The following is a 12,335-nucleotide window of genomic DNA, read 5'->3' as shown; positions in this document are numbered from 1 at the left end:
CAATATCAATAGGAATCTTTAAGGGATATTTAATAAAGAGAATTCATGTATAACAAACAGAAGAATTGAAAGAATGAGATCATACAAAAGATGGATAGGTATGACGTTGGCTTTTAGCATGGGAATGTTAGGAGGAGGAACGGTTTTAGGATATGCTGAAGGGACCCATTTGGGGATAAGTCTATCAAACGACAAAGATCCTGTAGAACTTCATGCAGATTCTTTAGAAATACGTGATAAAGAAGGGATAGCACTTTTTAAGGGTGATGTTTCAGTGGTGCAAGGTGAACGTTTTTTACGGACAGAAAAATTAATTGTTTATTACGATAAAGCCCATAAAGAAGCGAATAGAAACAAGGAAGATACGGAGGCGTCATCTTTTACTTTGTTTGGTTCGTCGGGTATACAAAAAATGGAAGCCTTAGGAAAAGTCTATATAAAAATAGCGACGCAAATTGCTACGGGGGATAAAGGCGTTTTTGATGGAAAATCAAAAATGATGAGCTTGACAGGGAACCATGTTGTATTAACAGATGGTGACAATGTGGCAACAGGATGTAAATTAACGGCAAATATGGAAAGCGGAAGGGCTTTTTTAGAAGGTTGTGAGACGACTAAGAAAAAAGGTCGCGTTTCTATTATTTTTAAACAAAGTCAACAAAATGGCCATTAAGGTTTTATGTTTGGAATCAAAAGAAAAAAACAAACTGATCAGCATGATCTTGTAAGTGAAGCTTCAAAAAAGCGCTTAAAAGGGACTTTGATTGCCAGTCATTTGATTAAAGTTTATCGAGGAAGACCAACAGTTAATGGCGTTTCTTTTGGCATTCGTACGGGAGAAGCAGTTGGCATTTTAGGTCCTAATGGAGCAGGTAAAACAACTTGTTTTTATATGGTTACAGGGCTCATAAAATCTGATGGAGGATCCATTAAAATTGATGGATTTGATATTACGCATCTTCCGATGTATCGACGGGCGCGTTTAGGTATTGGGTATCTTCCCCAAGAAGCATCTATTTTTCGTGGTCTTTCAGTAGAAAATAATATTAAAGCTGTTTTAGAAGTAGTTGAAAAAGATCGTCTTAAACAGCATGAAGAGCTTGATAGTCTTTTACATGAGTTTAAAATTGACCATTTACGTAAAATGCCTGCACTTTCGTTATCTGGGGGTGAACGTCGACGACTTGAAATTGCGCGTGCTTTAGCTTCTCGTCCTCATTTTATGTTACTTGATGAACCATTTGCGGGGATTGATCCTATCGCTATTTTTGATATTCAACAACTTATTCGTCATTTAACAAGGCGTGGCATCGGTGTTTTAATAACAGATCATAATGTACGCGAGACACTGGGGCTCGTCGACCGTGCTTATATTATTCACACCGGCAAAGTGTTAGTTCATGGTCGTCCTAATGATATTATCAACAACGTTGATGTTCGCAGAATTTATTTGGGACATCAGTTTTCTCTATGATTTTACAGCTTTTATACGGTTCTATTTAAGTTTAATAGAAACAACTAGTCGTCACAAAACACCTTTCAAAGGAGGTAGATAAGGTTTCGTTGTAATTATTAGTAAAGTATATTATTGATATATATTTTTATTACAGAAAAAAATGAAATTATTACTTTATTGTACAAACGATGATAATTTTATCAACGGCTTGTAAAGCAATAAAAGAATACGACTTTAGGATAAAGTTTTTAATTGAGGTGAGCAATAGGATTTTCTCTGATAGCTGTATTCATTGCATTATTATTGAAAATCTCCTTATTTATGCCAAAACTTCTTTTATGAATGTAATCTAAAAAAATTTTTATTGAGTGGAGCAAAAGGCTTCATCACTATAAGGTGAATTTATTGTTTTATTGGTTGAGCTTACTCATAATTGTGTCATAGAAAAGATATCATTAGATTCACTTGATAATAAGTGATAAATGAGGCTGTAAATAAATGCATGTGTTATTGAAAGGTAAGAGATATTCATCGCATTTTTTTCTGTCAAATCAAAGAATATGTTGATGATGCTGTTTTGGGTATTTTGATTGGAGCATCCATCCGTTATATATTGCGTTTATTTAATAGGGATTGTCGTGTTTTATTGGTTTGTATGGCGCATTTAAAATAGGAGCAAAACGCCTTTGGGTTCTTGTTATAAGGCTTTGTTTAAGATATACAGTAATTTCCAAACCAAAGGTCTGTTTTGCTTAATATGCTTCTCATTCTATTAAGGGCTTATTTTTAAAGAAAGAAAAAAATCTAATGGGGAGTTATACATTAACTCTTGTGACAAGTTTAATAAATTTATAAATAATGCCCTTTTCTAGGGTCTTAAGGAAATTAATTTTATGAACAACTTCATTTCTTTTTTTCTTTTCTCATGCTGTTAATGAGGAGCTAAACACTATTTATTGTTCTGTTAAAAGTGATATGAGACGTATTAAGCCTTCACCCATTATAAATTGAAAAATAAAAACACATGCGATGTTGTGAAAAGTGAAAGAGCTTTAAGGTTCGATATCGTTTATAGGGTTTATTAGTGAGCATTTGAGCGTGTAAGAGGAAAATTAAAGGATGAATTTGAGTGAGTTAATAACACCGGAAGCAATTATTCCGGCTCTTAAGGCTAATTCGAAAAAACAAGTTCTGCAAATTTTAGCCGAAAAAGCGTCTCAACTGACAGGTCTTAGTGAGCATGTAATTTTTGATATTGTTTTGCAACGCGAGAAACTTGGTTCAACGGGGCTGGGTGGTGGTATTGCGATTCCTCATGGAAAATTACCTGATATTAATCGGATTATTGGTATATTTGCACGTCTTGAAAGTCCTGTTGATTTTGAAGCTCTCGATGACGAGCCTATAGACCTTGTTTTTCTTCTTTTGGCACCTGAAAATGCGGGTGCAGATCACTTAAAAGCTTTATCACAGATTGCACGCGTTTTGCGTCATGCTGATGTTGTGCAAAAATTGCGCAATACACACAATGCCAATGCACTTTATGCTTTATTGATTCAAACTTCAGAATCAAATGCAGCTTAAAAAAGATTATAAGTGTATAAATTGTGAAGGGTACATCATAGAACTTAGATATAATTAGTATCTTAAAGGGCTGATAGTAGAAGGTTACGTTATACGATTCGCTATTGAGACGGAATTTAAGGCTTTTCTGTTTCGTAATTTAATATATTGATAATATTTGGTTATTCTTGAGAGATATTTTTAAGATTATGACAAGACGATGTCAGGACGATATTGAATACGACGTATGAATACACTATAATAATTGAAAGGTGGAGTATCTTACAGATACGCGTCTATTGAATGTGTAGAGTTGAGAAATGATATTCTCAAGGCTGTGGTGCGATGCTATGAAATTTTTGAGGGAGGGTTTATTTTCAAAGTTTTGCAGCAGATTGTTTGTGGTGTAAAGAGTATGGTTTATTTCTCTGCAGAGTGGTGGTATATTTTCATCTTGTTTTGAAATCCTGTTGCTTAAAGGAATTATTTTTTATTAAAAAACGAAATGGGCAGTATGAAATCAAAAATATTGTTTTTTAATGTGATTATTAAATAAAAAGTTCATATTTTGGTAACGACTAAAAGGTCACAATGGAGCGTAAAATCTGTTTTGATTACTTTGGAAATATTTCCTTTATTGAAGGAATTAGGATAATTACACATGAGTATCGAGGAGTTTTTGTTTGAACTTTTCCAATGAAGAGAATCTTGTTAAAGACTAAAGAAGTGAGCTAAATGAAGATGTTTGAAAAAACTGTTATCGCTGCATCTGTAATGGTTCTTATTACAGGTGGGATCGCATGTGCACAAACGCCAAGCCGTTTAAACCAATTTGAAGCGTGGGGAGCCTATTCTTATAAATCGTCCCAAAATACGATTTGCTATGTGTTATCTGTTCCTTTGAAGGCTCTTCCAACAACGGTTAATCATGGTGATAATTTTTTCTTAGTTACCAAGCGTTCTTTGTCACCTGTTTCGTTTGAACCGCAGTTTATGGCTGGTTATACGCTTCAAGAAGGGTCGAAAGTGACAGTAACCATTGGAGGCAAGGACTTTGATTTTTTCACGAAGGATTCCTCAGCTTGGTTGGCATCATCAGAGCAGGAAAAGCAGCTTGTTTCTGCTATGCGTGCTGGAAACAATATGACAGTGAAAGCAATATCAAAACGAGGAACGCATACGACCTATACTTATTCCTTAAAAGGGGTCACTGCTGCATTAAATATGGCTCAAAAGTGCCATTAAAGTTTTGATAACTTCTACAAGAGTGATGTAAATTGGAAAGCAATGGCTATTTCCTATGACCTTAGGCCTGTTGGTTCATGTTTAGCACAAAAAACAGATAATGTGGTGGTAAAGGAGAGTTCTAAGCTCTCTTTAATTGGACTATCACAAGATGAAATAGTGCAAACTTTAAAGACACTTGGTATACCAGAGCGTCAAACGCGTATGCGTGCACGTCAGCTTTGGCATTGGCTTTATGTCCGTGGTGTTTCAAATTTTGATGAAATGCTAAATATTTCAAAAGCAATGCAGGAAACACTTAAACGTTATTTTTCCATTGCTCGTCCGGAGATTGTTGGAGAACAAGTATCAAAGGATGGTACACGTAAATGGCTCTTACGTTTTCCAGCCCGTGGGGCTGGAAAGCCTGTTGAAATTGAAACGGTTTATATTCCTGAAGAAGGGCGTGGTACTTTATGTCTTTCATCGCAAGTTGGATGTACGTTAACCTGCTCTTTTTGTCATACAGGAACGCAGATGCTTGTTCGCAATCTGACGGCGGAAGAAATTTTGGCACAATTATTAGTCGCACGTGATTGTTTGGGTGATTTTCCTGATAAGGATACGCCTGATGGTGCAATTATTCCTGTTGAAGGGCGCAAAATTACCAATATTGTTATGATGGGAATGGGAGAACCTCTTTATAATTTTGAAGCTGTAAAAAAAGCTTTATTGATTGCTTCTGATGGCGATGGACTTTCTTTATCAAAACGTCGGATTACGCTTTCAACCAGTGGAGTTGTTCCTGGAATTATTCGAACTGGGGAAGAAATTGGTGTGATGTTAGCAATTTCATTGCACGCCGTACACGATACACTAAGGGATATGCTTGTTCCTATCAATAAAAAATATCCGCTTGCTCTGCTCATGGATGCTTGCCGTAATTATCGTGGTCTGTCTAATGCAAAACGAATTACATTTGAATATGTTATGCTGAAAGATATCAATGATAGTTTAGATGATGCTAAGCGATTAATACAGTTGCTAAAAGGTATTCCAGCAAAGATCAATTTAATCCCTTTTAATCCGTGGCCAGGGAGTAATTATCAATGTTCTGATTGGGAGCAAATCGAGCGTTTTGCTGATATTGTTAATCAAGCGGGCTATGCTTCTCCTATTCGGGTACCGCGTGGACGCGATATTTTAGCTGCATGTGGACAGCTTAAATCGGCTTCAGAGCGCTTACGAAAATCTGAACGTTTGAAACTTGAAAATGCCATTGGTCATTAGTTAACGCAATTTTTAGTGCTATAAAGTTTGAATTTTTTTCTGTAAATCAACAACCTCATATAGAAGCATGTATGAGACAGGGATTAAGATGAATAGTCTTCGCTTTATAGGTTCAATAGGGGGAAAGATATTGTATAAAGTCTGTTTGCGTAATCTCTGAAATGAAGAGGCGGCCTAATTTAAAGGAAAGTTTCAAGAGCCACTCATTTCCATCTCATTTCACATTTTTTACTTCGGTTTTATGATTTTTAAAAGCATCGACTGTAATAAATTTTAAAGAGTGGAGATATATATTTCCTGATGCTTTTGTTTATTACGTTCTTTAGCAAGATTGCGCTTTACATATAAACGGCATGTCTAAAATGTAAATACTTCTTACCATAAATATCATTGTTACCCATTGACATGTTTTTAAAAAAGCATTTCTTAATGTACTCTCCATCTCACGACAACGACTGTGAAAACTATAGCAAAAAAGCTTCTGTGAAATATATGATACCATCCATATTTTTAGGTTTCATACTAGGTGTGTAAGGTTGGTACGAGCATTAAAATTTTTAACTACACGACAATTCCAGCTTTTCTTGTGATGTACAAGAGAATAAAGCTATTCTTTAATTCAATATAGACAGATTTGAAATGAGAGTGTTTCACAATATATAGAGTTCTCATTTAAATTAAGAATGATAAATTACACCTTATAAATCAATTTTTTGTAACGATAAGAAGATGGAGAGCAAAACTGGTAAAAGTACCAGCAATAAGCCAGTCGAGAAAGCGAATATAAAGAGGGTTTTGTTTAAGGGTTTTGGTAAGTTTATGCGCTGTAAAAACAACAGAAATTGTAATAGGGAAAGAAATAGGAATGTAAGAGAGTCCTAAAAAAAGTAACTTTTGTGTTGCCATAGGATCATTCTCATTAATAAATTGTGGTAAGAATGTTGCGTTAAAGAGTATGACTTTAGGATTGAGAAGATTAATTCCAATACCAGCAAGATAGTTACGTTTAGAGCTTTGAGATTTAGAAGGTGTTTGTTCAAAGAAAAATGTCGGTTTTCTCCGTAAAGCTTGGAAGGAAAACCATAAAAGATAAAAGGCACCAACAATTTTCAGAAGAACAAAAGTGTGTGGCGCAGCAAAAATAAGTGCTGACAAGCCAAGTGCTACAGCAATAACTTGAATAGCAAATCCTGTTGCGCTTCCTAAGGCACACATAATTCCAGCTTTTTTGCTTTGTGTAATGGTTCTTCCTACGGAAAGCATCATGTCTGGTCCTGGGATAAGCGCTAAAATCAATGATGCTAAAGCAAATTGTACAATAATAGACCACTCCGGTAGAAATGACACCTAAATCTCCTCTTATTTTTAAGTAGTGTTCACGCTATTTATCGTCCGAAGCGCCCTTATTTACGCTTTTTGAGTCTTTTTAATGTTGCTTGAAAAAATTTATTTTTATACTTCTTAGATTGTTTAAATTTTTAGGAAAAAATGAAAGAAGCAGCTCACATGGGATTTTAAAATGAAAAAGTGGCAAAATACTAGAAAAGTTGTTTTAGCTTATTCAGGGGGGCTGGATACGTCAATTATTCTCAAATGGTTGCAAACTAAACTAGGCGTTGAAGTTGTAACTTTTACAGCAGATTTAGGGCAGGGAGAAGAGCTAGAGTTTGCTCGTCATAAAGCTGAAACGTTAGGTGTTAAAGAAATCTATATTGAAGATTTGCGTGAAGAATTTGTGCGTGATTTTGTCTTTCCGATGTTTCGAGCCAATACGGTTTATGAGGGGAGTTATCTTTTAGGAACATCAATTGCACGTCCACTTATTTCAAAACGTTTAATTGAAATTGCTAAGGAAACAGGAGCAGATGCAATTGCTCATGGAGCGACAGGAAAAGGCAATGATCAGGTACGCTTTGAGCTTTCCGCTTATGCACTTAATCCCGATATAAAGATTATTGCTCCATGGCGTGATTGGGATTTTAAGAGTCGGACAGATCTAATTGAATTTGCACGTACATATCAAATTCCTGTAGAAAAAGATAAGCAAGGTGAAGCACCTTTTTCAGTGGATGCAAATTTATTGCATTCCTCATCAGAAGGAAAGATATTGGAGAATCCAGCACTTTCTGCTCCTGAATATGTCCATATGCGTACTCTTTCGCCGGAAGATGCTCCCGATCAAGCAACCAGAATCACGCTTGGTTTTAAAAAAGGCGATGCTGTTTCAATCAATGGAGAAAATTTATCGCCTGCAACTTTACTTACAGAATTAAATCATTATGGGCGCAATAATGGTATTGGTCGGTTAGATTTAGTAGAAAATCGCTTTGTCGGTATGAAGTCACGGGGTATTTATGAAACCCCAGGGGGGACCATTCTTTTGACAGCACATAGGGCTATGGAATCTTTAACGTTAGATCGTGGTGCAGCTCATTTAAAAGATGAATTGATGCCACGTTATGCAGAACTCATTTATTATGGCTTTTGGTTTTCACCTGAACGCAAGATGTTGCAGGCAGCGATTGATTTATCTCAAGAACATGTTGAAGGTGAAGTTACATTAAAGCTCTATAAAGGAAATGTGATTGTTGAAGGACGCCAAAGTAAAAAGTCGCTTTATTCGAGTGAGTTAGTAACCTTCGAGGATGATAAAGGCGCTTATAATCAAAAAGATGCAACGGGTTTTATTAAATTAAATGCTCTGCGTTTACGTACATTAGCCATGCAGCATCAAGGTGATAAAGAAAAGAAATAAAAGATTTTTTTGACAAGTATCATGTGGGGCAGTGCTTTTGTATGAAACAATTTATTGAAGTATTTTTGTCTATTAGTTTTTTACAGTTCTTTCGTTCACTATTAGAGATTTCATTTTTATGATTTATCATATTGTTTTATATGATAATTTATCTTTTTTCTATTGAATTAAAATCTTGAAGACTCTAAAATTTTCTCATTTCAAATGTCTCTCATATAGAATCAATCAAAATCATTTTTTTGCACATTATAAGCTGATGAGTCATGTGGATAAAAACTGTACAAGAAAGGCATATCTTTTATGAATCATCTCAAGCGCCAAGAATTGTAGCAACATTAGGGAGCAAAGTTTGTGATGATGTTGGTCCACTCATCAGTATAATAAGCGCGCCTCATGATAAGAGCAATGAAAGCTTTGATAAGCAAAACAAGATACTTTTGCTTTATAATATTGAATGTTTTTTATTTTTATCAAAATAAAATATGTTTACAGCGCGGTTTGTTTTTATATTGTGAGTATAAAGAAATTTCCAAATTTTTGCTTGCTATTATTGACGAATAAATTCAAGAACCATACACCCTAATTTGAAAAGAATATAATTTTTAGGATAAAGATAATGATGCGTGATCAGTGTGATGCCCTTAGCCTTACGCCAGAATTAAGAGATGCAGCTTCTCAATCGAGAGCTTGGCCCTTTGAAGAAGCACGTAAGATTATCAAACGCTATGAAAAAACAGGTTATCCAGAAAGTATAATATTTGAAACGGGCTATGGACCTTCTGGTTTGCCGCATATTGGCACTTTTGGGGAGGTAGCGCGTACCACTATGGTGCGTCATGCTTTTCATATTCTCACAGAGAATAAAGTGAAAACAAAATTGCTTTGTTTTTCTGATGATATGGATGGTTTGCGCAAGGTTCCAGATAATGTACCTGATCGTGAGAAGATGGAAAGCTATCTTGGTCAACCGTTGAGTTGTGTCCCTGATCCTTTTGGAGATGACTATCCTTCTTTTGGAGCGGCAAATAATGCACGTTTACGGGCTTTTCTTGATCGTTTTGGTTTTGATTATGAATTTGCAAGTGCTACGGATTATTACAGTTCCGGTCGTTTTGATGAAACACTTTTAAAAATCCTTGCCTGTTATGACAAGGTGATGGCAATTATTTTACCAACGTTGGGTGAAGAACGACAAGCAACTTATTCTCTCTTTTTACCGATTTCTCCCTTTTCTGGAAAAGTATTACAAGTACCGATGATTGCGCGTAATGTTGAAAAAGGAACGGTTGCTTATATCGAACCTGAAACAGGAGAAACTATAGAAACGGAGGTTACAGGGGGCAAGGTCAAGTGTCAGTGGAAGGTGGATTGGGCAATGCGTTGGACAGCGCTTGGCATTGATTATGAAATGGCAGGAAAAGATCTTATCGATTCCACAAATCTTTCTTCTAAAATTTGTAAAGTATTGGGTGGGAAGCCTCCAGAAGGATTTAACTATGAGCTCTTTTTGGATGAAAAGGGTCAGAAAATTTCCAAATCCAAGGGAAATGGTTTAACCATTGATGAATGGCTTACTTACGCCCCAACGGAGAGCTTAGGGCTTTATATGTTTTCAAAGCCCAAAACAGCCAAAAGGCTTTATTTTGATGTTATTCCCAAAGTTGTGGATGAGTATTATGCACATCTTTCAGCCTATGGTCGTCAAAGTTGGCAAGAACGGCTTAATAATCCAGTATGGCATATCCATAATGGTTGTCCTCCACAGGTTGATTTACCGGTACCCTTTGCCCTTCTGTTGAATTTAGTAAGTGCTTCAAATGCAGAAAATAAAGAGGTTCTCTGGGGGTTTATTTCTCGCTATGCTCAAGGAGCCAATGCACAAACTTATCCAGAACTTGATCAATTAGTGCAATTTGCTCTGAAATATTTTGATGTTTTTGTTAAACCTAACAAAAAATTTCGAATGGCAGATGATAATGAACGCGCAACATTAGCGCAAATTGATGCAAAATTAGCCAGTTTGCCTAAAACTGCTGATAGCAATATGATTCAAAATGCACTTCTTGATGTTGCACGTTTAATAGAACGCTATCAAGATCATAATAAAAAAAGCCCTGAAGGGGGGCCTGGTGTTTCAAATGTCTTTTTTCAAATGATCTATGAAGTTCTTTTAGGGCAAGAAAGAGGACCACGATTGGGATCATTTATTGCTTTGTATGGGATTAATGAAATGCGTGCATTGATTGCTGAAGCGCTTGCGCGACCTGTGGGGGAATAATGGAAAAGTGTGTGCAAGAAGTAAAACGGCGTCGCACATTTGCAATTATCGCCCATCCAGATGCGGGGAAAACAACACTAACAGAAAAGCTGTTATTATTTGGTGGAGCTATTCAGCTTGCTGGTGAGGTAAAAGCGAAAAAAGACCGTATTCAAACCCGTTCTGATTGGATGCATATTGAACGTGATCGGGGTATTTCAGTTGTAACATCGGTGATGACATTTGAATATGCAGACCATATTTTTAATCTGTTAGACACTCCAGGCCACGAGGATTTTGCTGACGATACTTATCGTACTCTTACAGCCGTTGATAGTGCTATTATGGTGCTGGATGGTGCACGCGGAATTGAACCTAGAACACTGAAATTATTTGAAGTGTGTCGCATGCGGGATATTCCTATAGTGACTTTTATCAACAAGATGGATCGTGAGGCACGTGATCCTATAGAGCTTTTAGATGAGATTGAAGAAAAGCTTGCCCTTGATACTGCACCAATAACTTGGCCGATTGGTACGGGAAAAGATTTTGTAGGAACATTTGATCTTCATCATAATAGATTTCGTCAAAAAGATGATGAAGTAACACAACAAACAGTTTCTAAGCTTGATGAGGTTGCAAATCTGCTTCCTGAGTATCAGCGTTCACATTTTATCGAAGGTGTAGAACTTGCACGAAGTGCTTGCAAAAATTTTGATCTTCAATCTTTCCGAGAAGGGCATATGACACCGGTTTATTTTGGTTCGGCTTTACGAAATTTTGGTGTTCGTGATTTGATTAATGCGCTTGTTGATTTTGGTCAAAGTCCTCGTGATCAGGATGCAGATCAACGCAATATTGTTGCAACGGAAGCTAAAATGACAGGGTTTGTTTTTAAAATTCAAGCGAATATGGACCCTAATCACCGTGATCGTATTGCATTTTTTCGGGTCTGTTCTGGAACACTTGAACGTGGCATGAAGACAAAGTTAGTCCGAACAGGAAAACCAATGACACTTTCAGCACCACAATTTTTCTTTGCGCGTTCACGGCAAATTGCTGATCAAGCCTATGCTGGTGATATTGTAGGAATTCCTAATCATGGCACATTACGTATAGGTGATACCTTGACAGAAGGAGAAGAAATCCTCTTTAAGGGAGTGCCCAATTTTGCACCGGAAATTTTGCGTCGTGTTAGTTTGGGCGATCCAATGAAAGCAAAAAAGCTTAAAGAGGCTTTGCAACAAATGGCTGAAGAAGGGGTTGTTCAATTATTTATTCCTGATGATGGGTCACCCTCGTTGATTGGTGTGATTGGTGCTTTGCAGATTGATGTTCTCAAAGAACGGCTTAAAATAGAATATGGTTTGCCCGTCAATTTTGAACCAGCACGTTTTAATATATGCCGTTGGATTTCGGCAGAGAATAAAGATGAGTTGCAAAAATTTCTGACCAATCACCGCTCCGCTATTGCGTATGATTTAGAGGGTGAGCCAGTTTTTTTAGCAGAGAACCATTTTTCATTAAATTATGAGGCAGAAAGAGCTCCTAAAATAAAATTTTCTGCTGTTAAAGATTATCAAATGCGCACTTAATATAAAGAACATTTTCAGATTTTATTATATAAAAAGAGTAATAAATTTAATATTTTTTTATAGTGCTTATGTGATTTAGAAAACAAGCTGTCGGCAATTCTTTGTTGAAACATATCAAAAAAACTTTGATATATTTTTTCACGATAGCTTAAGATATTGAGTGTCTTTCAATCTTTTTTAATCTAAGCTGAAAAT

10 protein-coding genes are annotated in these 12,335 nt (G+C 36.2%); 9 read left to right on the top strand and 1 reads right to left on the bottom strand.

Going from position 1 to position 12,335, the window contains the following annotated elements:
• The first annotated feature begins 100 nt into the window (after positions 1-100).
• The 5 genes from PVV59_RS00620 to rlmN all read left to right on the top strand — a co-directional run bounded on the left by PVV59_RS00620 (position 101) and on the right by rlmN (position 5,533).
• Positions 101-673: an LptA/OstA family protein gene (locus PVV59_RS00620; RefSeq protein ID WP_273753946.1), complete on the top strand. Its 573-nt coding sequence runs from the start codon at positions 101-103 to the stop codon at positions 671-673.
• 6 nt (positions 674-679) lie between these two features.
• Positions 680-1,474 (top strand): LPS export ABC transporter ATP-binding protein, encoded by a 795-nt coding sequence (lptB, locus tag PVV59_RS00615; RefSeq protein ID WP_273753945.1) that lies wholly within the window; start codon positions 680-682, stop codon positions 1,472-1,474.
• 1,101 nt (positions 1,475-2,575) lie between these two features.
• The gene (gene ptsN, locus PVV59_RS00610; RefSeq protein ID WP_273753944.1) at positions 2,576-3,040 is read left to right on the top strand and encodes a PTS IIA-like nitrogen regulatory protein PtsN; all 465 of its coding nucleotides are present in this window, start codon (positions 2,576-2,578) and stop codon (positions 3,038-3,040) included.
• Positions 3,041-3,760: 720 nt separating this feature from the next.
• Positions 3,761-4,264, top strand: a complete 504-nt coding sequence (locus PVV59_RS00605) for an invasion associated locus B family protein (RefSeq protein ID WP_273754074.1) — start codon at positions 3,761-3,763, stop codon at positions 4,262-4,264.
• Between the two features lie 42 nt (positions 4,265-4,306).
• Positions 4,307-5,533 carry a 23S rRNA (adenine(2503)-C(2))-methyltransferase RlmN gene (gene rlmN / locus PVV59_RS00600; protein ID WP_273753943.1) on the top strand — a complete coding sequence of 409 codons (1,227 nt, stop codon included), beginning with the start codon at positions 4,307-4,309 and terminating at the stop codon, positions 5,531-5,533.
• Between the two features lie 705 nt (positions 5,534-6,238).
• Here rlmN and PVV59_RS00595 read toward each other — a convergent pair.
• On the bottom strand, positions 6,239-6,880 hold the full coding sequence (locus PVV59_RS00595) for a LysE family translocator (protein WP_273753942.1): 642 nt from the start codon (positions 6,878-6,880) through the stop codon (positions 6,239-6,241).
• A gap of 172 nt (positions 6,881-7,052) precedes the next feature.
• Between PVV59_RS00595 and PVV59_RS00590 the strand changes: the two genes are divergently transcribed.
• From PVV59_RS00590 to PVV59_RS00575, 4 genes are all read left to right on the top strand, one after another.
• Complete coding sequence (locus tag PVV59_RS00590; protein WP_273753941.1) at positions 7,053-8,288, top strand: argininosuccinate synthase; 1,236 nt, start codon at positions 7,053-7,055, stop codon at positions 8,286-8,288.
• 263 nt (positions 8,289-8,551) lie between these two features.
• A complete protein-coding gene (locus PVV59_RS00585) occupies positions 8,552-8,767 on the top strand; it encodes a hypothetical protein (RefSeq protein WP_273753940.1) in 216 nt (71 codons plus the stop codon).
• Positions 8,768-8,904: 137 nt separating this feature from the next.
• Positions 8,905-10,566 (top strand): lysine--tRNA ligase, encoded by a 1,662-nt coding sequence (locus tag PVV59_RS00580; RefSeq protein WP_273753939.1) that lies wholly within the window; start codon positions 8,905-8,907, stop codon positions 10,564-10,566.
• On the top strand, positions 10,566-12,140 hold the full coding sequence (locus PVV59_RS00575; RefSeq protein ID WP_273753938.1) for a peptide chain release factor 3: 1,575 nt from the start codon (positions 10,566-10,568) through the stop codon (positions 12,138-12,140). Before PVV59_RS00580 ends, PVV59_RS00575 begins: the two co-directional genes overlap by 1 nt.
• The last annotated feature ends 195 nt before the right edge of the window (positions 12,141-12,335 follow it).

It is taken from the genome of Bartonella sp. MM73XJBT.G, from assembly GCF_028618435.1.
Lineage (GTDB): Bacteria > Pseudomonadota > Alphaproteobacteria > Rhizobiales > Rhizobiaceae > Bartonella.
This window is presented reverse-complemented; position numbering and strand designations above follow the sequence as displayed.